This is a genomic window from Aurantiacibacter sp. KMU-128, assembly GCF_056933515.1.
Genome location: NZ_JBXORT010000001.1, coordinates 843,552 through 868,861, shown reverse-complemented (window position 1 = coordinate 868,861; position 25,310 = coordinate 843,552). Strand labels below are relative to the sequence as shown.

The following is a 25,310-nucleotide window of genomic DNA, read 5'->3' as shown; positions in this document are numbered from 1 at the left end:
TAACCGCACGCCATGTCTTTCCGCGATATCGCCCTCCTCGTCTTGCTCTGCGTCATCTGGGCGGCGAACGTTATTGTCAGCCGGATTGTCGTCACGGACCTCGCCGTTCCGCCGCTGTTCTTTGCTGCGCTACGTTCGCTGGTCGTCGTCGCGGCGCTTATTCCGTGGCTGCAATGGCCGGGGAAGGACTGGTGGCGGGTCGCTTTGGTTACCACGTCGGTCAGCGGGCTCGGCTTTGCTTTGATGTTCATCGGCTTGCAGGACGCAACGCCTTCCTCCGCCGCTATCGTGCAATTGTCAGGCGCGCCGATGACAGTGCTGCTGGCGATCCTTATCCTCGGCGAGAAAGTCCGCTGGAGGCGCGCCATCGGCATAGCGCTTGCGCTGACGGGCGTGCTGATCGCGGTCGCCTCCCCTGCCGGGTGGGCGAATAGCACAGGGCTCCTGTTCATCTTTGCGGGCGCTTTCGTGGGTGCCCTCGGATCGGTCTATCTCAAACGGATCGACCTTTCACCGTTGCGGTTGATGGCATGGGCGGGGTTCTTCTCGACGCTATTGCTGTTTCCGCTGAGCCTTTTGCTGGAGAGCGGTCAGGTCGCCGCCATCACCGCGCGGCCGCTGCCCTTTGGCGCATCACTCGCCTTTTCGGGAATCGTCGTCTCGGTATTCGCGCACACCGCCTATTTCCACGTCCTGCAACGCAACGAGGCGGGCGTCGTCGCACCGATCACGCTTCTGACGCCGATTTTCACTATCCTGATGGGCGCAAGTATCACCGGTGACGAGGTGAGCGGGCTGATGCTGGTGGGCGGAGCTTTGGCGGTGGCAGGTGTGCTCGTTATCACGATCCGTCCGAGCGCGACCTTCTTTAAGGGACTGCTGGTACGGCCCAGGCTCTAGTCATAAACCGCCCGTATCGCATCCCCGAGCCCGCTCTGTCCGAGCCAACCCAATTGCGTCTCTGCGGCCTTAGCCGTCTTCCTCGCCGATCCGAGCCACCGCATCCTCCCAACTAAAGCCCGATGGTAAAGCCAAGGAGGTTCGAGGTCTGCCAGACTGCTGCAACTCTTTCCCCTCATAGCTTCGCCATTTACGAAGCTGTCGTCATACCGTCAGCGTAAGTCTTGGACAGACATCCGCACCGACCCATCATCGCGGATGTTTACGGACAGAAGAGAAACGTCCTCCATACTCGACATATCCGGCCACGCGTTGTCGTAACCGTCTGTCATGTAGAAGCTGGTGATCTGAAGTCTCTCGCCAGCTTCGTCGAGACAAGATGGCGCGACCAACCGGACAACCGGCGTTTCCATTGCCGTAATGGCTTCCGGCAATTCAGGCACTAAGAGCGCAGCACGCTCTTCACCATCCCAGTCGAAACGCTCGAGCCGGTTGATCACGAAGCCCCTGCGACCTTCATCGTCTCTCGGCTGGGAGTAGGTAACGGCCGACGACGCGAAACCGCAATCGGCAGATACAGTCGTTTCCGCCCGATGCGGAGGATAGCCCATGCCGTCTTCGAACAGGTCAGCCTTTCCGACACCGATGCCTGCGGATGCGGCGATTACTGCAACAGTCAAATACCTTCCGAACACGATGACCTCCCCTCAATCATAAACCGCCCGTATCACGTCCCCGTACCCGCTCCCGCCGAGCCACGCCACTTGCGTCTCCGCCGTCACCCGGTTGATCTCCGTCTGCGGCACGAAACCGCCGCTTACCGGCATTCGCAGCGGCCTTGTGCCCGGGGCCATCGCGATCAGCTGTTCGATGGCGCGGGGGACGTCCATCGGGTCGGCGCTGCGGCCTGAGCCGTCTTCCTCGCCCATGCGGCTCACCACTGCCGGATAGCCCGCAGTGTGGCGTTCCTCGGCCCGTTCACGCAGGGCGCTGGTGTAGATATTGCGGTTCACCCAAACCTCGGTCGGGTAGCCGCCGGGCTCGACAATCGCCACATCGATGCCGTGCGGCACGAGTTCGTAAGCGAGCTGCTCGCCCATCGCCTCCAGCGCGAATTTGGTGGGCGAGTAATGGCCCGAATAGGGCACGATCACGCGGCCCAGCTGGCTGCTGATCGGGACAATCAGCCCCCTCCCCGCCGCGCGCATTCCCGGCAGCACCGCGCGCACCATGCGGTGGCAGCCGAAGACATTGGTGTCGAAGATCAGCTGCGTCGCTTCCATGTCCTGCACTTCGGCAGGGCCGGTAATCCCTATGCCGGCATTGTTCACGAGCACATCGAGCGGCCCGCCATTGATGCGTTCCGCCTCGGCAATGCCCGCTGCAACGCTCTCGTCGGACAGCACATCGATTTCGAGGATGTGGATGTCGAGCCCGTCAGCCGCGGCGAGCGCCGCCAATTCGTCAGCCTCCGGTCGCGGCAGATTGCGCATGGTGGCGAAGACCCGCGCACCAGCCCGCGCATAATGCTCCGCCCCCAGCCGCCCGAAACCCGAGGAACAGCCAGTAATCAGCACAGAAGTGCCAGTGAGATCGCGCGGCGCATAGGCTTCCTGCGCCCGCACGCCAGTAGCAGCGACCGCGCCCAAAGCGGCGGTTCCGGCGAGCAGGCTTCGGCGGGTGAGATCGGGCATGGCGGGTTCCTCGGTGCGGTCTGGCTGGTAGCTACCATACCAAATCCGACCCTCGTTAACAGTTCCGCCAACTTTGCAGCGATCAGGCCGCTCCGGCTTCGCCCGCTACTTTGGCGTCCGCGCGATACCGCTTCTCCCACGGCCGCGCGAGTTCGCCAAGGAAACCGCGCGTGCCCTCTTCGATGCCGGTTTCGCAATCGAGATAGGGTGTTGGATCGACATAAGTGCCGAACAGCCTGTCCCACAGGGTGACGGTGTTGCCGTAATTGGTGCCCATCAGCGCTTCATCGCGGATATGGTGCAACCGGTGCGCGGCGGGCGAAATCAGCACTTTGCCGAGCGGGCCCAGTGTCCACGGTACATCGGCATGGATAAAAGTGCCCCACCATGTGCGAATCACGCCCGCCAGCACTATCGCCCACACCGGCAGTCCCAGCGCTAGCACCAGCAGCAGATCTACCAGCGTCGACAACACCTTACCCACCGGATGCTTGCGGTGGACGCTCAGCCAGTGGATCGCGGTGTCGGCATGGTGGGTTGCGTGATAGCGCCAGAGCGCGGGATGATGTTCCAGCCGGTGCCGCCAATAGGCGACCAGATCGATCAGCAGGATGGTGACGAGCAGGACGATTACAGCCGGCACGCCCGCCCAGAAACCGGCGAACCAGCGCTCGCCGTCAACGATGCCAGTGATGGTGATAAACGGGATCGCCACCAGCGGGGCGACAATCATGCTGTTGATCGCGAAAAGCAGCACATTGGTGGTCGCTTCGCGTCGCACGCGGCGCATCGCATCCAGGATGGCGGCGCGTTTTACGATCACGGCCAGCAGGATGAAAAACAGCGCCATCGGCGCGGTATCGCGCAGCGGGCTCCAGATCGTGGAAAGCACAGCGTCCATGCGGGCGTCATGCCCGCAAAAGCCCTAATTTCCGCTTAAGAAATCAGCTGGTCGAGATGTCGAGGAAGGCGGGCTTCGGCCCGTTCCATTCGCCTGCGGGCACCGGCGGGTCATCCTGCGGATAGCGACTGCGACCGCGCGGTTCGCCGCCGCGGGATTCGGACTTGCGGTCGTCCCGCCGAGGCTCAGGCTTGCGGTCCGGCTTACGCTCGTCCCGGCGGCTCTCTTCACGCGGCTTGCGCTGGCGTTCGCGCGGAGCAGCTTCGGCATCAGCATCGTCACGGCTGAACGACCGCTGGCGCTTGGGCTTTTCCTCCGCCTCATCATCATCACCCGATGTGTCCCGGGCCTTGGGTGCCGGAGCCTTGGGCAATTCGACGCGCACGTCCTTCTTGCCGAACACGGGCACTGTCGCGCCGGTCAGCTTCTCGACATTGGCGATCGCCTCGGCATCCTCGGGCGCGACGAAGGTGAACGCCCGCCCCTTGGCGCCAGCGCGGCCGGTGCGTCCGATACGGTGGACGTAATCGTCGGGGTGCCAGGGCGTATCGAAATTGAAGACGTGCGAGACGCCCTTGATATCTAGCCCGCGCGCGGCAACATCGGAGGCGACCAGAATATTGATCTCGCCCGATTTGAACCGCTGCAATTCCGCATTGCGCTGGTTCTGGTCGATATCGCCGTGGATTTCGCCCGATTTGAAACCGTGCTGTTGCAGGCTCTTGTTGAGCTCGCGCACCGTCGTCTTGCGGTTGGCGAAGATGATCGCGGTTTCCACCAGATCATTGCGCAGCAGCCAGCGCAGGGTTTCGCGCTTTTCGCGCGTGGCGACCGGAATCTTGAAGGCGGTGATGTCGGCATTGGTGGATGCCGCCCGGCTCACTTCGATGCGCTTGGGGTTGTTGAGGAAGGTCTTCGCCAGCTTGGTGATCGGCGGCGGCATGGTGGCGCTGAACAGCAGCGTCTGGCGTTGTTCGGGCAGTTTGGAGCAGATAAATTCGATATCGGGGATGAAGCCCATATCGAGCATCCGGTCCGCTTCGTCGATCACCAGCAATTCGCAGCCCGAAAGGAGGATCTTGCCGCGTTCGAACAAATCCATCATCCTGCCGGGCGTCGCGATCAGCACATCCACACCGTCCGACAGCGCCTTCACCTGCTCACCCATCTGTACGCCGCCGATCAGCAGCGCCATTTTGAGATCATGGTTCTTGCCGTATTTCTCGAAATTCTCCGCCACCTGCGCCGCAAGTTCGCGGGTCGGCTCCAAGATCAGCGAACGCGGCATCAGCGCGCGGCGGCGGCCATTGGCCAGCACATCGATCATCGGCAGCACGAAGCTTGCGGTTTTGCCCGTGCCCGTTTGCGCAATCCCGATCATGTCGCGCATCATCAGCACCGAAGGGATCGCTTCCGCCTGGATAGCGGTCGGCTCGGTATACCCTGCCTCCGTAACGGCATCGAGCAATTCGGGCGAGAGGCCGAGATCGGCAAAAGTTGTCAAAGCGCGGTGTTTCCGAAGATAAAGGGCAGGAGCGGCAAAGCGCTGCAAGCAGTGCCGCGCCCTATGACGCACCTGCACAAAAAGTCAAGATTCGCTTGGGATGCGCCGCGCTGGCAGATCAGTTGGCAACCGCCACCAGCCGGGTGAACTGGTCAATCTGGCAACTGGCCCCGGCACGCGATTGCAAACTGTCGCGATTGACGCACAGCCGCCCGTCGCTGCTGCGTTCGGTGTAGAAGCCCGCGTAGAAGGCGCGCGCGTTGCAGCCTTCGACCAGCCGCGCTGCCAGAATCTGGTTCTGGTTGGTGAAGAAAAGCAGCCGCCCGTCATTGCTCGGCTGCACGCCGATGACATTGTTCGCCGTCACGCACTCGCCGAATTCCGCCTCGGCGTAGCTGGTGCTGAGCGGGCGACGCGGCAATTCCGCCAGCATTTCGCTGCGCGCATCGCGCGGGCCGGGAGTGACGCGCACAACCACGCGGCCACGGATGCGCACCTGATGCTGCAACACCGGCTGCCGCGCCTCTTCAAGAACATTGAACGGCGACACCTGCCCGGGATTGCTGCCCGTCAGCGGCACCGATTGCGGCCCGCTAACCTGCCCAGGCCGCGACGGCGCTGCATCCTGCGCCTCGACCTTCACCGCCAGCCACACCGCGAGCAGCGGAGCAAGCAGAAGCGCGAGCAAGAGAAGGGGGATTTTGTGCTTCATCAGTCCTGTCACAGCGGCCCAATTGGAGGGCCTCGGGCAAGCAAGGCAATGCCAAACGCGCCATCACTCGGCCCCTCTACTAGCGCGCGGGATTGAATGTTGGCTTAACTGCTTGGCAAGCCCGCCTCCAAAATGGCATTGGCAAGCCATGAGCGAATTTGCACTTGCCGCGGCCAGCCTGCTCGGCCCGCGCGGATGGACGCAGGATAGCGAGCTGGTCGATCCGTGGCTGACCGATTGGCGCGGGCGCTATACCGGGCGCGCCATCGGCCTCGCCTCGCCCGCCTCGACTGCGGAGGTCGCCGCTCTGGTAAGGCTATGCGCCGAACACGGCGTGCCGATCGTGCCGCAAGGCGGGAATAGCGGGATGTGCGGCGGTGCAACCCCCGATGCGAGCGGCACTGCCGTCCTGCTTTCGCTGCGGCGGATGGCGGCGATCCGGCGGTTTGACGCGGCGGCGCGCGAAATTACCTGCGACGCGGGCGTGGTGCTGCAAACGCTGCATGACACAGTGGAAGCCGAAGGCCTGCGCTTCCCGCTCACTCTGGGCGGCAAGGGTTCGGCGACCATTGGCGGGCTGATCTCCACCAATGCCGGCGGAACACAGGTGCTGCGCCACGGGGTGATGCGCGCGCAGGTGCTGGGGATCGAAGCGGTGCTGGCCGATGGCAGCGTGTTTGACGCGCTGACGCCGTTGAAGAAGGACAATCGCGGGTTTGACCTCAAACAGCTGCTGATCGGTTCGGAAGGGACGCTGGGGATTGTCACCGGCGCGACGCTGCAATTGCAGCCCGCGCTGGCCGGGCGCAGCGTGCTGTGGGCAGGACTTGCGTCGATCACCGATGCGCGCAAGCTGTTGCTGCACGCACAGAAGGTGGCCGCCGACGCGCTCGAAGGGTTCGAAGTGATCCCGCGCTCTTCACTCGCAGCCGTTCTCGACCATGTGCCCGGATCCCGCTTGCCGCTTGAGGGCGAGCACGAGTGGAACGCGCTCATCGAACTGGCGGGCGATGCTGCAAACGCCGACGCCCTGCCCGCGCTTGCCGAAACCCTGCTCGCCAGCGCCTTCGAAAAGGGGCTGATCGAGGACGCCACCATCTCCTCCAACGAGACGCAGGCAGAGCAATTCTGGCTGCTGCGCGATTCGATCTCGGGCGCAGAGCGTGCGCTTGGCCCTGCAATGCAGCACGACATCTCCGTTCCGGTCGAGCGGATGGCGGACTTTATCGCTGCGACTGTGCCCAAGCTGGAAGACCGCTTTCCCGGCACGAGGGCTATCGCTTTCGGCCATCTGGGCGACGGCAATGTGCATTTCCACGCAATGGCTCCCGCCGGAGCCGTGCGCGGCGAATGGGAAGAGCGCGAAGGCAAGGTCATCAGCCGTTTCATGCACGATGAGGTCACCGCCTGGGGCGGCTCGATCAGCGCCGAACACGGCATCGGGCAGATGAAGCGGGCGGAACTGGCGCGGGTCGGCGATCCGGTGCATCTGGCGATGTTGCGCGCGGTGAAGCGCGCGCTCGATCCGCGGGGGCTGCTCAATCCGGGCAAGCTGGTCGATCCGGAGGCGTAGCCGAGTCAATGCAGACGCTTGCCCTTCCCTCTGACACGCTCTAAGGCCCGCCCCCTGACATTACGGTGCCCCGGCGTGGAGCCTTGCTCTTCCTGTTGCACCACCTGACCATCCCTGACCGGAGAGACTACCATGGCCAGCGCGCCGAACCCGCAACTGCCTATCCTCTACTCGCAACTCGTTCCGCTCAACAGCAACGATCATCTGGGCTGGAAAGGCCGCACGACCGACAAGGCGCCGTGGATTGCCAAGCAGCACGCCATTCCGCTGACTGTGGAAGAATTCCCGGTCGCGCAGCGCGATTACCCGATCGTCTTTTCGTCGGGCGAACGTCCGGTGCCGCTGGCGCTGATGGGCCTTAACGAAGGTGTGAACGTGTTCTTCGACGATGAAGGCAAGCCGCACGGCACGCCTTACGTCCCCGCCTATGTCCGCCGCTATCCGTTCCTCCTCGCCAAGCTGCAGCCCGATACAGATGCGCTGTCGCTGTGCTTCGACCCGACGAGCGGTCTGGTGGGCGATTTCGAAGAGGGCGAGCGTCTGTTCAACGACGACAAGACGCCGTCGGATCACTGCCAACAGCTGCTCAACTTCTGCGAGAAGTTCGAGGAAGCCGGTGGCAAGACCCAGCTCTTCATGGAAGAACTGGCCAAGGCCGATCTGCTGATGGACGGCGAGATTTCGATCCAGCGCCGCGACAATCCGGAACAGCCCTTCACCTATCGCGGCTTCCGTATGGTGAACCAGGAAAAGCTGCGCGAACTTCGCGGTGACCAGCTGCGCAAGTGGAACGAGAACGGACTGCTGCCGCTGATCTTCGCGCACCTGTTCTCGCTTGATCTGATGCGCAATATTTTTGCCAAGCAGGTTGAGCAGGGCAAGGGCCCGATGGCCAGTGCAAATGGCGCGGCGATGCCGCAGGCCTAAACCGCTTCAAAGCATTGTAAACGCAATAAAGGCGGTGTTCCGGCAACGGAGCGCCGCCTTTTTGCTGGCTCTTGAAGTACGCCGCAGACAACCTAAATTGCAATCGTCCGGCAGGCGCTCCCCTCATGGCCTTGCCGGATTGGTGCACGTCCCCGTGCACCTCCTCCCTGAACCTTGGCCGCCTCGTGCTTTATGCACGGGGCGGTTTTTTCGTTGTGGGCTGATGTGGCCTATTCTGCCGCTTGGGCGAAGCCGTAACCGTCTGCCACCACCTCGTCAGCCAGCAGGCGGACAAGGCCCGCAATCATCTCGCTGACGGCGTCCACCCCATCGGCGGGTTCGCGCATGGCGGCATCGAGATAGGCGCTGCGGCACACTTCCAGCTGCATCGCGCTGATCTTGCGCGCGGGCGCGCCGTGCCGGTCTAGAACGTAACCCCCGGCATAGGGCCGGTTGTGCGCCGCAAGCGCGCCACGCGACTCGAAATGATCGAGTGCGGCGCTGACCAGCCGGCTCTCACAGGAGGCCCCGAAGCGGTCGCCGATGACATAATCCACCGCCGCTTCCGGCCCGCTCTTGGGGCCGAGCGGGGGCATCGAATGCAGATCGATCAGCAGCGCCGCGCCCCACCGGTCACGCATCGCTTCGAGCGTTCGCGACAGCGTGGCGTGATAGGGCTGGTGTACATCCGCGATACGCTCGTCCAGATCGGCACGGCTCATCGGTGCGCGCCACAATTCACCCAGCCCCGGCAGGCGCCGCGGCACCAGGCCAAGCCCGCTGCGCGCCCTTCTCCCCGCAGTCAGCCGCGCCCTCACCGCACTGCCCGGCCCCGTCACCATTTCCCAATCGACATCGTCGGGTGCCCGGTTAAGATCGATCATCGCACGCGGCGCCTGGGCGAGCAGCAGACCAGCCCCCGAGGCCCGCGACACACGCTCCGCAACCAGATCGATGTAGCGGTCTTCCAACCGCAGGCTCGCCTCGTGCGGGTGGCGCATGGCAGCGCTCAGTGCGGGCGGATAATGGCGACCGGCATGGGGCACCGCGATCAATACAGGCACCGGATTGGCGCGCGGCTTGCGCAGGGTGAACGCGGGCACGCCGGGGGCGCCGGGCACGCGCCCGCCGCTCTGTGCGGGCGAATCACCCAAAGGCTGATCGGATAGAGCCATGCCCTTGTGCTGGCGGGCTTTATCCACGAAGTCAAAGCGCGGTGTTCCAAAGCTGGCCACCTGCAAATCGGAGCAAGACTTTGTTACATCTTTGTGGGTAGTAGCCCGCCATCGCCATAACCGACGAGACGAGAGAGGCACTCCCGCGATGATCCGTATCCTGCTGGCCGAAGACGACACTGCGATGCGCACCTATCTCAAGCGTGCGTTGGAGCAGGCCGGCTATTCGGTGATGGCAGTCAGTTCGGGCGTGGACGCCTTGCCGCTGATCGAAACCGAGATTTACGATCTGCTGCTGTCGGACATCGTGATGCCGGAAATGGACGGGATCGAGCTGGCGCAACGCTGCAACGATATCAGCCCGACGACCAAGGTGATGTTCATCACCGGCTTCGCCGCCGTCTCGCTGCGCGCCACGCGTGAGGCACCCCACGCGAAGATGCTGTCCAAGCCGTTCCACCTCAAAGATCTGGTGCTGGAAGTCGAACGCCTGTTCGAAGACGCGGCGGCAGCCTCGCTCTGATTCTTCCCCGATAGGGACTTGCCAGTTGATAGAGGCGGCGCTAGATGGCCCGCCTGCCGCGCGAAACACGGCGCGGCAAAACGAATGGTGCGGGCGTATAGCTCAGTGGTAGAGCACTATGTTGACATCGTAGGGGTCGCAAGTTCAATCCTTGCTACGCCCACCATTCGGAAAACCCCCGCAGTCCCGATCACACCGCCCCAGGCAGCTTACTGGCGGCGCAGGCTCAGCCGGTCGATCTTGTCCTGCGCTTCGGCATCCATCTGGCGCAGTTCGGCAATCGTCTGTTCGATCGCGGTCTGCTGCTCCACCAGTTCGGCGAGCCGCTGGTGGATGCGCGATTGCAGGTGCCGCATTTGCTCCACCTTCGCGCCCTCGTCCTCGTCATAGAGCGAAAGAAACTCGCCGATCTCGCGGATCGAGAAGCCTAACCGTTTGCCGCGCAGGATCAGCTGCATCCGGCCCATTTCACGCTTCGAATAGGCGCGCATCGTGCCCACGCGCTGCGGCGCGATCAGGCCCTTGTCCTCGTAAAAGCGCAGAGTGCGCTGGGTTACGCCGAGCGCGTCGGCGGCCTCGGCAATCGACTTCAGGGGCTCGCTCCCCTGCGCCTCGTACATGGTGGCTACGCTATCAGGCATTTGCGCCTCCGTCGGTTACAGCGGCGGCTGCCGCCTCGCGCTTCGCCTTCTCCTCGGCCACGAGCGCCTTCTTCTCGAGCTTGCCGACCAGCGTTTTGGGAAGCTCGTCGCGGAATTCGTAAGAATCCGGCATTTCAATGGGATTGAGCCGCATCTTGAGAAATGCGTGCAAGGTCGCCGCGTCCAGATCCTCGCCCTCGTGCAGCGCGATGAACAGCTTGGGCGCTTCGCCGCGATAATCGTCGGGCACGCCGATGGCGACAGCTTCTTTGACCGCGGGATGCTCGTACGCTGCATCCTCAATCATGCGCGGATAGACATTGTATCCGCTGCACAGGATCAAATCCTTGATGCGGTCGACGATGAACAGATAGCCGTCCTTGTCGAGATAGCCGATATCGCCGGTGCGCAGCGATTCGCCGAAGAAGGTGTCCTTCGTCGCATCGGGGCGGTTCCAGTATCCCTTCATGATCTGCGGCCCCCGCGCGCAAATCTCGCCGCGATGATCGGGGCCAATGCCTTCGACCAGTTCGCCCTTCTCGTCGCGCAATTCGATAATCGTCTGCGGGAAAGCCGGCCCTGCGGAGTTTTCCTTCACCGGCTGGCGACCCAGCAACGGGTTGCTGGTGATGATTGGCGAGGCTTCGGTGAGGCCATAGCCTTCGGACACGATCGAACCGGTGCGCTTCTCGAACTTCTCGCGCACTTCCAGCGGCAGCGGCGCGCCGCCCGAACAGCTGGTCAGCACGGAAGACAGGTCGGGCAGCTTGTCGTCGGGCAAACTGCCCAGCGCGTTGTAAATCGTCGGCACGCCGAACATCTGCGTCGGCGGCTTGCGCTTCACGGTCTTCAAGACCTCGTCCATTTCGAAGCGCGGCAGCAGCACCAGCTCCGATCCCGTATCGACGCCGAAATTGAGCACGCAGGTGAGCGCGAACACGTGGAACAGCGGTAACACACCCAGCGTGCGCTCCTGCTGGTCACGCTCGACACCGACATGAAGCATCATCTGCGCCGAATTGGCGGCAAGGCTGCGGTGCGTCAGCATCGCGCCCTTGGGCCGCCCTGTGGTACCACCGGTATATTGCAGCACCGCCACGTCTTCCGGGTCTTGCTTGACCGGCGCGGGGCTGGCCGGATGCGCTGCGAGTCTGCGATAGTCGATATAGGTGATCCCGTCCTGCCGCTGCGCCAGCGAGGAACGTTTGACTGTGCGCAGGCCGACCGATTTCCAGAAGGACAGCACATCGGCCATCGGACACAGCACCACTCTTTGTAGCGGCACATGGCCCTCCTCGTCGGCCTTGCCCCAGGCTTTGGCGACTTTGGCGTGCAGCAGCTCCAGATCGGGAACCGCCACCATTTTCGCGCCCGCATTGGTGATGAGGAATTCGACTTCGCTGTCGGAATAAAGCGGGTTGATATTCACCACCATTCCGCCTGCGCGCAGCACGGCGTAGAACATGATGACCGAATAGGGCGTATTGGGCAGGCAAAGGCCGAAACGGTCGCCCGGCTCCAGCCCCTCAGCCTGCAAGCCGGTGGCGACGCGGTCAACCAGATTGCCGATCTCGGCATAAGTCCATTCGCGACCAAGAAAGTCCACGCAAACGCGGTTCGGCCAAGTGGCGACCGCATGGTCAAGCAATTCGGTCAGCAGCCGCGGGCGGATAGTGCCATCCGCATTCATGAAGCGGCTCGTGTCCATCAGGCGGAACCCTTCGGGCACCTCGACCATGAAATTTCCTTTCCCTTTGCCCTGCCCCGAAATCGCCAAACAAAAGTTGCAGGCCCTGTTCGAGACGGCTTGATTCCCTCGCCCTTAACGTATACGTCAAGTAACAGACTTTATCGTAACCATCCAGCGCAAAAGGTCAATCGACCTTGCGAATTGCAGAGGAAAGGCACTCAGAACCATGACCGATGTCGTTATTGCGGGCTATGTCCGCTCCCCCTTCACCCTCGCCTACAAAGGCGCTCTGGCGAAGACGCGGCCCGATGACCTGGCGGCGAACACGATTCGCGGGCTGATCGAAAAGACCGGCGTGAAGGCCGAAGACATTGAAGACATCGTGATGGGCTGTGCCTTCCCCGAAGGCGAGCAGGGCTTCAACATCGCCCGCCTCGTCGGCCTGCTGGCTGACCTGCCGCTGAGCGTTGGCGGCATCACCATGAACCGCTTCTGCGGCTCTTCGATGAGCAGCATCCACTACGCCGCTGGCCAGATCGCCATGGGTGCGGGCGAAGTGTTCGTCGCCGCCGGCGTCGAAGGTATGAGCCGCGTGCCGATGACCGGTTTCAACCCGATGCCGAACCCCGAACTCGCCAAGAAGAGCGCTGCCTATCTCGGCATGGGCGACACGGCGGAAAACGTCGCCAAGAAATACGGCATCAGCCGCGAAGAGCAGGAAGCCTTCGCCGTGCGGAGCCAGGAAAAGGCTGCGGCTGCTCTGGCAAAGGATGCGTTCAAGGATGAAATCATCCCCTTCACCCTGCCCGATGGCACGGTGGTGGACACTGACGGCACCCCGCGCCCCGGCACCACGGCGGAAGACCTTGCTGGCCTGAAGCTCGCCTTCGACCAGAACGGCACCGTTACCGCTGGCACGTCCAGCCCGCTCACCGATGGCGCGGTCGCTGTGCTGGTCTGCTCGGCTGACTACGCCGCGAAGAACGGCCTCACCGTGATGGCCAAAATCAAGAGCATGGCGATTTCCGGCTGTGCGCCCGAAATCATGGGCATCGGCCCCGTCGGCGCGAGCCAGAAGGCGCTTGAGCGCGCTGGCCTGACGATTGACGACATGGATGTGATCGAACTGAACGAGGCGTTCTCCAGCCAGTCGATCGCCACAATCCGCGATCTGGGCGCTGACGAAAGCAAGATCAATCTGGATGGCGGCGCCATCGCCATCGGCCACCCGCTGGGTGCAACCGGCGCGCGTATCGTCGGCAAAGCAGCGGCGCTGCTCCAGCGCGAAGGCGGCAAATACTCGCTGAGCACGCAGTGCATCGGCGGCGGTCAGGGCATCGCTACGATCCTGGAGAAGGCATAATGGCTGACAAATCCATCAAGAAAGTCTGCGTCATCGGCGCCGGCACGATGGGTGCCGGGATTGCCGCACAGGTCGCCAATGCCGGCGTGCCCGTGCTGCTGCTCGATATCCTTCCCAAGGAAGGCGACAATCGCAATGCGGTGGCCGAAGGCGCCGTCGCCAAGATGCTCAAGACCGAGCCTGCGCCCTTCATGAGCAAGCGCGCGGCCAAGCTGGTCGAAACGGGCAATATCGAAGACCATCTCGAAAAGGTCGCCGAATGCGATTGGGTGGTCGAAGCGATTATCGAGCGCCTCGACATCAAGCAGAGCCTGTATGAAAAGCTGGAAGCGGTGCGCACGCCCGGCACGGCGGTGTCGTCGAACACTTCGACCATCCCGCTCGCCCAGCTGACCGATGGCCGCTCGGATGCGTTCAAGCAGGACTTCCTCATCACCCACTTCTTCAATCCGCCGCGCTATATGCGGCTGATCGAGATCGTGGCTGGCCCGCAGAGTGATGCGGGAACCGTCGCCATGGTGCGCGATTTCGTCGATCGCCAGCTCGGCAAAAGCGTGGTCGATGCCGAGGATTCGCCCGGCTTCATCGCCAACCGCGTAGGCACTTTCTGGATCCAGCAGGCGGTCAATTCCGCCTTCGATCTGGGCGTCACCGTGGAAGAAGCGGACGAGATCGGCGGCCGCCCGATGGGTGTGCCCAAAACCGGCCTGTTCGGCCTCATCGACCTCATCGGTATCGACCTGATGCCGCATCTGATGAAGTCGCTCACCAGCACGCTTCCGGCGGATGACTGGTACCAGAAGATCGCCCGCAGCGAGAAGCTGATCGAAGACATGATTGCCACAGGCTACACCGGCCGCAAGGGCAAGGGTGGCTTCTACACGATGGAAAAGGGCGCGGACGGATCGCGCACCAAGATGGCGAAGGATCTGAAGTCGGGCGAATACCGTCCGGCGGCGCGTCCCGGCCTCGTCCACGGTTCCGCCGCGCGCGGCGATCTGGGCAAGCTGATCGAAACGAAGGGCAAGGTCGGCGCTTACGCTTGGGCCGTGCTCGGCCCGACGCTGTCCTACGCCGCCAGCATCGTGCCCGAAGCGACCAAGACCGTGGTCGGCGTCGATGATGCGATGAAGCTCGGCTACAACTGGAAGATGGGCCCGTTCGAGATGATCGACGTGATTGGCGCTGCCAAGCTCGTCGAGAAGCTCAAGGCGAGCGATTATCCGGTGCCGCCGATCCTTGAACAGGTGGGCGACAAGAGCTTCTACCGAATCGAAAACGGCAAGCGGCAGTATTTCGGCACCGACGGCGAATATCACGATGTCGTGCGCCCCGAAGGCGTGCTGCTGCTCGAAGACATCAAGCTGGCGAGCGAGCCGCTGCTGAAGAACGGCTCGGCTGCGCTGTGGGATGTGGGTGACGGCGTTGTCGCGCTCGAATTCACCGGCAAGATGAACGCGCTCGACGAGCAGGTGATGAAGCTGATCCAGCAGGCAATCCCGCTGGTGAAGTCCGATTACAAGGCGCTGGTCGTTTATAATGAAGGCTCCAACTTCTCCGCTGGCGCCAATCTCGGCCTCGCCCTCTTCGCGCTGAACATCGCGGCGTGGAGCGAAGTCGAAAAGTCGGTTACGGGCGGTCAGGCTGCTTACAAGGCGCTGAAATACGCGCCCTTCCCCGTGGTGGCCGCGCCCTTCGGTTTGGCGCTGGGCGGCGGATGCGAGGTGTGCCTCAATTCCGATGCCGTGCAGGCGCACGCCGAAACCTATATCGGCCTTGTCGAAACCGGCGTTGGCATCATCCCTGGCTGGGGCGGATGCAGCGAGATGATCGACCGCTGGCAGAAGAACCCGCGTCACCCGAAGGGCCCGATGCCTGCGGTGTCGAAAGCGTTCGAGCTGATCTCCACCGCGACGGTCGCCAAATCGGCTGCCGAGGCGAAGGAGCACGGTTTCCTGCGCCACACCGATCAGGTGACCATGAACCGCGACCGTTTGCTGTATGACGCCAAGCAGCGCGCTCTGGCGATGGTGGACGGCTACACACCGCCCGAAAAGCCCGAATTCCGTTTGCCCGGCCCCGCCGGTGCAGCGGCGCTCAAGCTGGCCGTGGACAGCTTCCGCCAACGCGGCATCGCCACCCCGCATGACGAGGTGGTCGCCGAGCAGCTGGCATACGTCCTTACGGGCGGGAATACCGACCCGGTGGAAACTGTTACCGAGGACAAGATGCTGAAGCTGGAACAGGAAGCCTTCATGAAGCTGGCCCGCCATCCGCACACTGTGGCCCGGATCGAGCATATGCTCGAAACCGGCAAGCCGCTGCGCAACTAAGAACAGAGAGGATTTGTCCAATGCAAGTCTATGAAGCACCCATCCGCGATATGCGCTTCAACCTGGAAGAGCTGCACGAAGACGACGGCTTCGGCAATCTCGAAGGGTTCGAGGATTTCGATGCCGATATGCGCGCCGCTATCCTTGAAGAAGCGAACAAGCTGTGCCGCGATGTCCTCTTGCCGCTCAACTGGCCGGGTGACCAGCAGGGTTGCCGCATCGAAAACGGTGTCGTGCGCACGCCAGACGGTTTCCCCGAAGCCTACAAGCAGTTCTGCGAAGGCGGTTGGGCCGGTCTCGCGGTCAGCCCCAAATGGGGCGGCCAGGGCGCACCGCACAGCCTCGCCAAATGCGTCGAGGAAATGAGCTGTTCGACGAACCTCAGCTTTGGCCTCTATCCGGGCCTGACTGGCGGCGCGATGGTGAGCCTCGAAGCCTATGGCAGCGAAGACCAGAAGAACTTCTACCTGCCCAAGATGGCCAATGGCGAATGGACGGGCACCATGTGCCTTACCGAACCGCATTGCGGCACCGATCTGGGGATGCTCCGCACCAAGGCAGAACCCCAGGAAGACGGCAGCTATCTCATCACCGGCAACAAGATCTTCATCTCCGCCGGTGACCACGATCTGGCTGACAACATCATCCACCTCGTGCTGGCACGCCTTCCCGATGCGCCTGCGGGCGTGAAGGGCATTTCGATGTTCCTCGTGCCCAAATATATGCCCAAGGAAGATTATTCGCTGGGCGATCGCAATCCGGCCTACGCCACCGCGATCGAGCACAAGATGGGCCTGAAAGCCTCGGCCACCTGCCAGATGAGCTTTGACGGGGCGAAGGGCTGGCTGGTCGGCCCGCCGAACCGCGGCCTCGAAGCCATGTTCGCGATGATGAATACCGAGCGCGTTGCCGTCGGTATCCAGGGCCTCGGCATGGGCGAAATCGCCTACCAGTCGAGTGTCTATTACGCCAAGGATCGCCTGCAGGGCCGTTCACTCTCGGGCGTGAAGAACCCCGATGGCCCCGCCGATCCGCTGATCGTGCACCCCGATGTGCGGCGTATGCTGATGACCATGCGTGCCTACAACGAAGGCTGCCGTGCGCTCTCCGCTTGGGTCAGCCGCGCCTTGGACGCCGAGCACGCCTCGCCCGAGCCGGAAGCGCGCGAACGCGCCAAGGATTTCATCGCGTTGATGACGCCGGTGGTGAAGGCGCTCTTCACCGATCTCGGCCACGAATCCACGCATATGGCGATCCAGCTGCATGGCGGACACGGCTATATCCAGGAAACCGGGATCGAGCAGTTTGCCCGCGATGCCCGTATTGCGCAAATTTACGAAGGCGCGAACGGCATTCAGGCGCTCGACCTTGTCGGCCGCAAGCTGCCCGACCGCATGGGCCGCAATCTGCGCGCCTTCTTCCACCCGGTCAGCCAGTTCATCGAAGACCATGCCGGTGACGAGCATATCGGCAAGATCGTGGCCGGTTTGCAGCAGAGCTTTGGCGCGCTGCAGCTTTCTACCGCGCATATCGCGCAAAAGGGCCTTTCCGATCCCGAGGAAGCGGCGGCTGCAGCCACCGATTACCTGCGTCTGCTGGGCTTTGTGGCGATGGGTTACTGCTTCGCCAAGGCGGCCAAGCTGGCCCACGCAAAGCTGGCGGAAGGCGTCGAGGACGAGCAGTTCTACAAGTCCAAGCTCATCACCGCGCAGTTCTTCTTCGACCGTCTGCTGCCGCCCGCAACGGCGCAGTTCATGGCGATCAAGAGCGGCAAGGCGAGCATGATGGATATGCCGGCGGACGCCTTCTGATGGCCACCGGCAATTGGCAGGACTTCAAGGCACGGTGCCGCATCCCCGCAATTGCGGCACCGATGTTCCTGTGTTCCGGCCCCGACCTCGTCGTTGAACAGTGCAAGGCCGGGATCGCCGGAACCTTCCCCGCATTGAACCAGCGCACCAGCGAAGGGTTTGAAGACTGGCTGAAGGACATCACCGACCGGCTCGGCCCCGATGATGCGCCCTATGGCGTTAACCTGATCGTCCACCAGTCGAACCCGCGGGTGATGGCCGATTTGGAATTGTGCGTGAAGCACAAGGTGCCGCTGATCATCACTTCGCTTGGCGCGGTGCCCGATCTGGTGCAGGCGGTGCATTCCTATGGCGGTCTCGTCTTCCATGACGTGATCAAGCGTCGCCACGCAGAAAAGGCGGCCGAGGCGGGCGTTGACGGCATTATTGCCGTTGCTGCCGGTGCCGGTGGCCATGCGGGCACGCTCAGCCCCTTTGCTCTGGTGAGCGAAATCCGCGAAGTCTTTGACGGCGCGATCATTCTTTCGGGCTGCATGACGCAGGGCGGCCACGTCCTCGCGGCAGAGGCGATGGGCGCGGATTTCGGCTATATCGGCAGCCACTTCATCGCGGCCAAGGAAAGCATGGCGGTCGACGGCCAGAAGGCGATGATGATCGAATGCGAGGCGAAGGACATCACCTACACCGACAAGGTGACGGGTGTCGGCGCCAATTTCCTCACCCCCAGCCTCAACGCCGCGAGCATCGAGCACGCGCCGGGCGAAATGTCGCTCAACGAAGAGGCGAAGGCGTGGAAGACCATCTGGTCAGCCGGTCACGGCGTGGGTGCCACTAAAGAGGTGTTGCCAGCGAAGGTGATATGTGAACAACTTATCGCCGAGTATGACGCTGCCAAAGCCAGAATCTGCGGATAATTCCCGCCTTGTGCAAACGCGGTGGCCGGTCAAATGACTGACCACCGCGCTTCCCCCGTGCCCCGCATCACCGCCATCGGCACCGCCGTGCCTGATTGCGATGTGCATTCCGCCTATACCGACTGGGTGCAGGGCCTGCTCGCCGGAAAGCGCGAGGCGGCTTTGTATGCGCGGATGGAAGCGCGCAGCGGGATCGCGCATCGCTATTCCGTGCTGGATGTCGCCGATGCGCGGATGGAACCGGGCAGCTTTTACCGCAATGGCGACGCGCCCGGCACGGCCAGCCGCATGGCACACTACGCCGCCCACGCGCCCGATCTGGCGATAAAGGCGGTGGCAAAGCTCCCCTCGCTCGACGGGGTGACGCATCTCGTGATCGCCAGTTGCACCGGTTTTATGGCGCCCGGCCTCGATCAGGTGATCGCCCGCAGGCTCGGGCTTGCCGCCAATGTCGAGCGGGTGAGTATCGGCTTCATGGGGTGCTATGCCGGCGTGACACTGCTGCGCACCGCCGGGCATATCGTGCGCTCGCAACCGCAGGCGAAAGTGCTCGCCATCGCGGTGGAGCTGTGCACGTTGCATTTGCAGGAAACCGACGATCTGGAACGCCTGCTCGCCATGACGCAATTCGCCGATGGTGCAGCGGCCGCGCTGGTGAGCGGCAGCGGCGCAGGGTTGACGCTGGGCGACGGCATTTCGGCAACGCTGGAGGAAAGCGACGATCTGATCACGTGGAGCGTGGGCGATACGGGCTTTGCGATGCACCTGTCGGGCGCGGTGCCGGGAAGGCTCGCCGAAGCGATGGATAGCGACGAATTGCGCGCTGCAATTACCGGCGAAGAAACTCCGCAAAGCTGGGCGATCCATCCTGGCGGCAAGTCGATTCTCGACGCGGTCGAGCGGGGGCTAAAGCTCCCCGCAGATGCCCTCAACGCCTCTCGCGGGGTGCTGAGCGATTTCGGCAATATGTCGTCTGCCACCGTGATCTTTGTGCTCGAACGGCTGATGCGCGAGCGGCCCGCAAGCGGCGTCGCGCTTGCCTTCGGGCCGGGGCTGGCGATGGAAGGCGTGCGCTATGGCTGGTGCGATGCTTGAGGAGCGCCTGCAAGCCGAGGAGCTGATGGACGATCCGGATTTGCCGGAAGAGACCTATCACGCGGTGTTGGCAGACCTTGCCAAGGTCAACCGCGTCACCATGGCCTATCGCCCTACAATCGCTTTTCTAGAACGCGCGCTGCGGGGTCGGAATCGGTTCAAGCTGCTCGATGTCGGCTACGGCCAGGGCGATATGCTGCGCGTAGTGGCAAAATGGGCAGAGAAGCGCGGGATTCAGGCGGAGCTGGTCGGGATCGACCTCAATCCCCGCAGCGAAGCGACCGCCCGTGCTGCCACACCGCGCGCCATGCCGATCACCTATCGCACCGGTGACTACGCCGATCTTATTGGCGGCGGGTGGGACTGCGTCATCTCCAGCCTCGTCGCGCATCATATGAGCCGCGAGGAACTGGTGCTGTTCCTGCGCTTTATGGAGGCTGAGGCGCGCGCGGGGTGGTTCGTCAACGATCTGCACCGCCATGCGCTGAGCTATGCCGGTTATCCCGTCCTCGCCACGCTCGCCCGCTGGCATCCGATTGTGCGACAGGATGGCCGCACCTCCATCGCCCGCTCCTATCGCCCCGCCGAGTGGGATAGCTTGCTGGCCGAAGCAGGCGTGAGCGAAGCACAGGTCCAACGATTTTTCCCGTTCCGCCTATGCGTATCGCGCATCCGTTAATCCTTGGAGCTGGCCCCGCAGGTTGCGCGGCCGCGATTGCGCTGCGGGCGCGCGGTGTCGATTGCACGCTGATTGACCGAAGCGCGGAAGTCGGCGATCCCTTGTGCGGCGGCTTCCTCAGCTGGCGCACAGCGGAGCAGTTGGAGGCGCTCGGTGTAGATGTTCGCCGCCTTGGCGCGCATCCGGTCAGCACATTGCGTCTCTTTGCCGGAGAACGCTCGAGCGAAACTGCCCTGCCCCATCAAGCCTTCGGCCTCAGCCGCCATGCGCTCGACAGCGAAATGCGCCGCATCGCTTTGGCTAATGGCGCGCATTTCATCGAGGACACCGTCAGGGGGCTCGAAAAAGGCAAGGCCATGGGCGCGCTGGGCGAATACCAATCCTCCGCGATCTTCCTTGCCACCGGCAAGCATGATGTGCGCGGGCACAGCCGACTGCGAACCGCCAAGGATACGACCGTGGGCATCCGCCTCCGTCTGCCCGCCTCGCCTGCGCGCAACCAGCTGCTGGGCGGAGCGATAGAGCTGCACCTGTTCCCCGGCGGTTATGTCGGCATCGTGCTGCAGGAAGGCGGCAGCGCCAATATCTGCCTCGCCGTGCGCAAGTCCGCCCTTGCTGGTGCAGGTGGCTCCCCCGTTACGCTGTTTACCAAACTTGCGCAGGATAACAGGGCGTTGGCGGATAGACTTCGCGAAGGCTGGGAAGACGCGCGCACCGACACAATCGGCGCGGTTCCCTATGGCTGGATCTGCCGCGAGACCGCACCCGGCCTCTTCCGCCTGGGCGATCAGGCGGCGGTGATCCCCTCGCTGGCGGGCGAAGGCAATTCCATCGCCATCGCCAGCGGAGTCGCCGCTGCCACTGCCTTCTGCACAGGCCAAACCGCGCCAGAATACCAGCGCGCCTTTGCCACCCGCGCCCGCCGCCCCGTGCGGCTCGCCTCCGCACTGTGGCACATGGCGGAAACGCCGCTGGGCGCCCGCGCCGGGCTCGCCCTCGCCCGCATCGCGCCCGCGCTGGTTACGACTTTCGCCGAAGGCGCGCGGATTCCGCCTGCCCCCTCCCTTGCGCAGACGTAAAGCTCTGCTAACACGCCCCGCAACAGGTCCAATCCAATTACAAGGCAGGGAAGCCCCATGGCGAAAATTCAGGTCAAGAACCCGGTTGTCGAACTCGACGGCGACGAAATGACGAAGATCATCTGGCAGTGGATCCGCGAAAGGCTGATCCTGCCCTATCTCGATATCGACCTGAAATATTACGACCTGTCGGTGGAACACCGCGACGCCACCAACGACCAGGTGACGATCGATTCCGCCAATGCGATCAAGCAGTATGGCGTGGGCGTGAAATGCGCCACCATCACCCCCGATGAAGCCCGCGTGGAGGAGTTTAACCTCAAGCAGATGTGGCGTTCGCCCAACGGCACCATCCGCAACATCCTTGGCGGCACGATTTTCCGCGAGCCTATCGTCATCGACAACGTTCCGCGCCTCGTGCCCGGCTGGACCGATCCCATCGTGGTGGGCCGCCACGCTTTCGGTGACCAGTACCGCGCCACCGACACGCTGATCCCCGGTGCGGGCAAGCTGCGCATGGTGTTCACCGGAGAGGACGGCAAGGAAATCGATCTGGAAGTGCACACTTTCGATCAGCCCGGCGTCGCCATGACGATGTACAACCACGACGAAAGCATCCGCGATTTCGCGCGCGCCAGCTTCAATTACGGTCTCGACCGTGGGTGGCCGGTCTATCTCTCGACCAAGAACACCATTCTCAAGAAATATGATGGCCGTTTCAAAGACCTGTTCCAGGAAGTCTACGACACCGAAGGCTTTGCGGCCAAGTTCGAAGAGGCTGGCATCCATTACGAACACCGCCTGATCGACGACATGGTCGCCTCCGCCTTGAAGTGGAACGGCAAGTTCGTGTGGGCGTGCAAGAATTACGACGGCGACGTGCAGTCGGACGTGGTGGCGCAGGGCTTCGGCTCGCTGGGCCTGATGACTTCGGTGCTGATGACGCCCGATGGCAAGACCGTTGAGGCCGAAGCCGCCCACGGCACCGTCACCCGCCACTACCGCCAGCACCAGCAGGGCAAGGCGACCAGCACCAACCCCATCGCCAGCATCTTCGCCTGGACGCGCGGCCTGATGTATCGCGGCCGCTTCGACAACACGCCCGACGTGGTGGCCTTCGCCGAAACGCTGGAACGCGTGTGCATCGAATGCGTCGAACAGGGCAAGATGACCAAGGATTTGGCGCTGCTGATCGGCCCGAGCCAGGCGTGGATGACAACCGAACAGTTCTTCGAAGCGATTGTCGAAGGGCTTGAAGCGAAGATGAAAGAGCAGGGGCTGGGTTGAGCCGCTTCAGGACCACAAGCCGGAAGGCGAATATCGCGCTGGGAACAGCGGCCTTGATATTCGCCTCCCCGCTATTCGCCCCGCAATTGCTGGCCTTCCCTTACAAGGCCGAGAGCGAGATCGGCACGGTCTGGTCCGAAAGGCCAATTAGCGACGCCGATCTTGCGACTGTGTCGCAGCAAACCGAAGCTCTGCTTGCCACTTCACCGATCGCTTCAGAAGATGAACGTCGTCCTGTCTTTCTTACCGATGGCGGCTGGCGCTGGATATGGCTCGCCAATACCTCGCGTGGTGGTTTCGGCCTCACCCGTCCCATAAGCGATGCGGTCATTATAAACGAAAGCGATATCGCCGGGAACGCGGTGACCAATGGCATTACGCAGCGCACGCTGTCGGCCGTGTTGGCGCACGAGTTTACCCACGGTATGCTGCGGCAGCGGTTCGGCCTTCGGATGCTCATGCAGCCGCAATGGAAGGTCGAGGGCTACGCAGACTATGTATCCCAGGAAAGCACCCTCACCGCCCAACAAGCCGAAGCCTTGCGCGCGCGCGGCGAGGATCACCCCGCATTGGTCTATATTGAAGGGCGCCAGCGCGTTGCCGCCACCCTTGAAGCGAATGGCGGCGATGTCGACGCGCTGTTTCTGGAAGAATCCGATTGACCAAAGCCCGCCTCGAAGTCCGGCAGGCCGAACCCGGGGATGTGCGCCGGATCGCTGCCCTCGCCAAGCGGGTGTATGATGACTTTGCGCCCTACACGCAGGGCGAGATCCGCGGGCAGATCAACAACTATCCCGATGGCTGCTTTGTCGCCATTCTGGACGACAGGCTCGTCGGCTATTGCGCGACCATGCGCATTGGCGGGGACAAGGCGCTGCGCCCGCATACGTGGGACGAGATTACCGGCAATGGTTACGGCTCCCGCCACGATCCCAAGGGCGACTGGCTCTACGGCTATGAAATGGTCGTCGATCCGAAAGTGCGCGGCACGCGGATCGGGCGGCGGTTGTATGAGGAACGGCGCTTCCTCGCCGAGCAGGAGGAGCTGAAAGGCATCGTCTTTGGCGGACGGATGCCCAATTTCCTGCGTTCGCGCCGCCGCGTGAAGTCGCCCGAAGACTATCTCGAACAGGTCTTGGCAGGCAAAATCCACGATCCCGTGCTGCGCTTCCAGCTGGCCAACGGGTTCGAGCCGCTGGGCGTGCTGAAGGCCTACTTGCCCGAAGACAGGCGCAGCCGCGGCAATGCCGTGCACATGGTCTGGCGCAACCCCTTTGTCGATCAGGACGCGAGCCCGCAGGCGCGCGTACCACGCGGGGTCGAGAATGTGCGCGTTGCCAGTTGCCAATTGCAGGCGCGCGCGGTGAAGGACTTCGACGAATTCATGGCGCAGATCCGCTATTTCGTCGATGTTGCAAGCGATTACGAAGCAGACTTCATCCTGTTTCCCGAACTCTTCACGCTCATGCTGCTGAGCGCGGAAGAGGAAGAGCTTTCACCGCTCGAAAGCATAGAGCGCCTGTCCGAATACACCCCGCGCATCCGCGAGGCGCTGTCCGAGATGGCGCTCAAATTCAACATCAACATTATCGGCGGCAGCCACCCGACGCGGATGGAGGATGGCGACATCCACAATGTCGCGATGGTGTGCCTGCGCGATGGATCGATCCACGAGCAGGAGAAAATCCACCCCACGCCCAACGAGGCCTATTGGTGGAACATCAAGGGCGGCGATGCGGTGGACGTGATCCAGACCGATTGCGGCCCCATCGGTGTGCTCATCTGCTATGACAGCGAATTCCCCGAACTCGCCCGGCGTTTGGCGGATGAGGGCGCGCGGATCATCTTCGTGCCCTTCTGCACCGACAGTCGCCAGGGCTATATGCGCGTGCGCTATTGCTCGGCCGCGCGGGCGATCGAGAACCAGTGTTATGTGGTGCTGAGCGGCAATGTGGGGAACCTGCCCAATGTCGCGAACATGGACATCCAATACGCGCAGAGCTGCATCCTGACGCCGTGCGATTTCCCCTTCGCCCGCGACGGTATCGCGGCGGAAGCGACCGAGAATGTCGAGACTCTGACGATCAGCGATGTCAATCTGGCAGACCTCGCCTGGGCACGCGCCGAGGGGACGGTGCGCAACCTCGCGGACCGTCGTTTCGATCTCTACCGCATCGAGTGGGAGCACCGCGAAGGCGCAACCGCTGCTGAACCGAGCGGCCCGCCGCCGATGCACCAGCACGGGCCGGGTGGCGGTTAGGCGCTGAAACCCATTTCCTGCGCAGCCATTTCGGCATCGGCTTCGCGCTGCTCGCGCTTTTCGCGTTCCATCTTGTCGCGCTGTTCGGCGACCGAACGCGCCTTTTCGGCAAGCCCGCGCCAGGTCTTTTCGGCGCGCAATTCGCGGTCGCGCACATTGTCCAGCGTGGCGTTGGCGGCAGCTTTGGCGGCCTGCTCGGCCCGTTCGCAACAGGCTTCATATGTGTCGGCCATCAATCTCTCCAACCGG

Annotated in this window: 23 protein-coding genes and 1 tRNA gene; 15 read left to right on the top strand and 9 right to left on the bottom strand. The window is 63.0% G+C overall.

Going from position 1 to position 25,310, the window contains the following annotated elements; translation table 11 throughout:
* Positions 1-12: 12 nt before the first annotated feature.
* Entirely contained in the window at positions 13-900 is an 888-nt protein-coding gene (locus tag ACS0VV_RS04385) for a DMT family transporter (protein WP_483531510.1), read from the top strand.
* A 212-nt stretch (positions 901-1,112) separates the two neighbouring features.
* On the opposite strand, the gene ACS0VV_RS04380 is transcribed toward ACS0VV_RS04385, so the two are convergent.
* The 5 genes from ACS0VV_RS04380 to ACS0VV_RS04360 all read right to left on the bottom strand — a co-directional run bounded on the left by ACS0VV_RS04380 (position 1,113) and on the right by ACS0VV_RS04360 (position 5,711).
* On the bottom strand, positions 1,113-1,580 hold the full coding sequence (locus tag ACS0VV_RS04380) for a hypothetical protein (RefSeq protein ID WP_483531509.1): 468 nt from the start codon (positions 1,578-1,580) through the stop codon (positions 1,113-1,115).
* Between the two features lie 27 nt (positions 1,581-1,607).
* On the bottom strand, positions 1,608-2,594 hold the full coding sequence (locus tag ACS0VV_RS04375; protein WP_483531508.1) for an SDR family NAD(P)-dependent oxidoreductase: 987 nt from the start codon (positions 2,592-2,594) through the stop codon (positions 1,608-1,610).
* 82 nt (positions 2,595-2,676) lie between these two features.
* Positions 2,677-3,495: a sterol desaturase family protein gene (locus ACS0VV_RS04370; RefSeq protein ID WP_483531507.1), complete on the bottom strand. Its 819-nt coding sequence runs from the start codon at positions 3,493-3,495 to the stop codon at positions 2,677-2,679.
* A gap of 43 nt (positions 3,496-3,538) precedes the next feature.
* Complete coding sequence (locus ACS0VV_RS04365) at positions 3,539-4,999, bottom strand: DEAD/DEAH box helicase (protein WP_483531506.1); 1,461 nt, start codon at positions 4,997-4,999, stop codon at positions 3,539-3,541.
* 118 nt (positions 5,000-5,117) lie between these two features.
* A complete protein-coding gene (locus ACS0VV_RS04360; protein ID WP_483531505.1) occupies positions 5,118-5,711 on the bottom strand; it encodes a hypothetical protein in 594 nt (197 codons plus the stop codon).
* Positions 5,712-5,859: 148 nt separating this feature from the next.
* On the opposite strand from ACS0VV_RS04360, the gene ACS0VV_RS04355 reads away from it, so the two are divergent.
* Together ACS0VV_RS04355 and ACS0VV_RS04350 are read left to right on the top strand one after the other, a co-directional pair.
* Positions 5,860-7,284: an FAD-binding oxidoreductase gene (locus ACS0VV_RS04355; RefSeq protein ID WP_483531504.1), complete on the top strand. Its 1,425-nt coding sequence runs from the start codon at positions 5,860-5,862 to the stop codon at positions 7,282-7,284.
* 132 nt (positions 7,285-7,416) lie between these two features.
* Entirely contained in the window at positions 7,417-8,211 is a 795-nt protein-coding gene (locus ACS0VV_RS04350; protein WP_483531503.1) for a SapC family protein, read from the top strand.
* Between the two features lie 230 nt (positions 8,212-8,441).
* On the opposite strand, the gene ACS0VV_RS04345 is transcribed toward ACS0VV_RS04350, so the two are convergent.
* Positions 8,442-9,413 carry an N-formylglutamate amidohydrolase gene (locus tag ACS0VV_RS04345; RefSeq protein WP_483531502.1) on the bottom strand — a complete coding sequence of 324 codons (972 nt, stop codon included), beginning with the start codon at positions 9,411-9,413 and terminating at the stop codon, positions 8,442-8,444.
* 121 nt (positions 9,414-9,534) lie between these two features.
* On the opposite strand from ACS0VV_RS04345, the gene cpdR reads away from it, so the two are divergent.
* Together cpdR and ACS0VV_RS04335 are read left to right on the top strand one after the other, a co-directional pair.
* Complete coding sequence (gene cpdR / locus ACS0VV_RS04340) at positions 9,535-9,909, top strand: cell cycle two-component system response regulator CpdR (RefSeq protein ID WP_483531501.1); 375 nt, start codon at positions 9,535-9,537, stop codon at positions 9,907-9,909.
* A gap of 91 nt (positions 9,910-10,000) precedes the next feature.
* A tRNA-Val gene (locus ACS0VV_RS04335) sits at positions 10,001-10,075 on the top strand.
* A gap of 43 nt (positions 10,076-10,118) precedes the next feature.
* Here ACS0VV_RS04335 and ACS0VV_RS04330 read toward each other — a convergent pair.
* Both ACS0VV_RS04330 and ACS0VV_RS04325 read right to left on the bottom strand, forming a co-directional pair.
* Positions 10,119-10,550 (bottom strand): MerR family transcriptional regulator, encoded by a 432-nt coding sequence (locus tag ACS0VV_RS04330; RefSeq protein ID WP_483531500.1) that lies wholly within the window; start codon positions 10,548-10,550, stop codon positions 10,119-10,121.
* Positions 10,543-12,288, bottom strand: a complete 1,746-nt coding sequence (locus ACS0VV_RS04325) for a long-chain-fatty-acid--CoA ligase (protein ID WP_483531499.1) — start codon at positions 12,286-12,288, stop codon at positions 10,543-10,545. Before ACS0VV_RS04325 ends, ACS0VV_RS04330 begins: the two co-directional genes overlap by 8 nt.
* Before the next feature lie 178 nt (positions 12,289-12,466).
* Here ACS0VV_RS04325 and ACS0VV_RS04320 point away from each other — a divergent pair, with 178 nt between their 5' ends.
* The 10 genes from ACS0VV_RS04320 to ACS0VV_RS04275 are packed head-to-tail and all read left to right on the top strand — an operon-like array spanning position 12,467 to position 25,061.
* On the top strand, positions 12,467-13,603 hold the full coding sequence (locus tag ACS0VV_RS04320; protein ID WP_483531498.1) for a thiolase family protein: 1,137 nt from the start codon (positions 12,467-12,469) through the stop codon (positions 13,601-13,603).
* Complete coding sequence (locus tag ACS0VV_RS04315; protein WP_483531497.1) at positions 13,603-15,936, top strand: 3-hydroxyacyl-CoA dehydrogenase/enoyl-CoA hydratase family protein; 2,334 nt, start codon at positions 13,603-13,605, stop codon at positions 15,934-15,936. The genes ACS0VV_RS04320 and ACS0VV_RS04315 overlap by 1 nt, the downstream gene beginning before the upstream one ends.
* Before the next feature lie 20 nt (positions 15,937-15,956).
* The gene (locus ACS0VV_RS04310; RefSeq protein WP_483531496.1) at positions 15,957-17,747 is read left to right on the top strand and encodes an acyl-CoA dehydrogenase C-terminal domain-containing protein; all 1,791 of its coding nucleotides are present in this window, start codon (positions 15,957-15,959) and stop codon (positions 17,745-17,747) included.
* Positions 17,747-18,661 (top strand): NAD(P)H-dependent flavin oxidoreductase, encoded by a 915-nt coding sequence (locus tag ACS0VV_RS04305; protein ID WP_483531495.1) that lies wholly within the window; start codon positions 17,747-17,749, stop codon positions 18,659-18,661. Before ACS0VV_RS04310 ends, ACS0VV_RS04305 begins: the two co-directional genes overlap by 1 nt.
* Positions 18,662-18,694: 33 nt before the next feature.
* Complete coding sequence (locus tag ACS0VV_RS04300; RefSeq protein ID WP_483531494.1) at positions 18,695-19,756, top strand: type III polyketide synthase; 1,062 nt, start codon at positions 18,695-18,697, stop codon at positions 19,754-19,756.
* On the top strand, positions 19,737-20,435 hold the full coding sequence (locus tag ACS0VV_RS04295; RefSeq protein ID WP_483531493.1) for a methyltransferase domain-containing protein: 699 nt from the start codon (positions 19,737-19,739) through the stop codon (positions 20,433-20,435). The genes ACS0VV_RS04300 and ACS0VV_RS04295 overlap by 20 nt, the downstream gene beginning before the upstream one ends.
* Positions 20,414-21,514 (top strand): NAD(P)/FAD-dependent oxidoreductase, encoded by a 1,101-nt coding sequence (locus tag ACS0VV_RS04290; RefSeq protein WP_483531492.1) that lies wholly within the window; start codon positions 20,414-20,416, stop codon positions 21,512-21,514. Before ACS0VV_RS04295 ends, ACS0VV_RS04290 begins: the two co-directional genes overlap by 22 nt.
* A 57-nt stretch (positions 21,515-21,571) precedes the next feature.
* Entirely contained in the window at positions 21,572-22,801 is a 1,230-nt protein-coding gene (locus ACS0VV_RS04285; RefSeq protein WP_483531491.1) for an NADP-dependent isocitrate dehydrogenase, read from the top strand.
* 53 nt (positions 22,802-22,854) lie between these two features.
* Positions 22,855-23,463 carry a hypothetical protein gene (locus ACS0VV_RS04280; protein ID WP_483531490.1) on the top strand — a complete coding sequence of 203 codons (609 nt, stop codon included), beginning with the start codon at positions 22,855-22,857 and terminating at the stop codon, positions 23,461-23,463.
* The gene (locus ACS0VV_RS04275) at positions 23,454-25,061 is read left to right on the top strand and encodes a GNAT family N-acetyltransferase (protein ID WP_483533497.1); all 1,608 of its coding nucleotides are present in this window, start codon (positions 23,454-23,456) and stop codon (positions 25,059-25,061) included. The genes ACS0VV_RS04280 and ACS0VV_RS04275 overlap by 10 nt, the downstream gene beginning before the upstream one ends.
* Here the strand turns inward: ACS0VV_RS04275 and ACS0VV_RS04270 are convergent.
* A complete protein-coding gene (locus tag ACS0VV_RS04270) occupies positions 25,058-25,294 on the bottom strand; it encodes a hypothetical protein (protein ID WP_483531489.1) in 237 nt (78 codons plus the stop codon). The genes ACS0VV_RS04275 and ACS0VV_RS04270 overlap by 4 nt on opposite strands.
* Positions 25,295-25,310 lie beyond the last annotated feature (16 nt).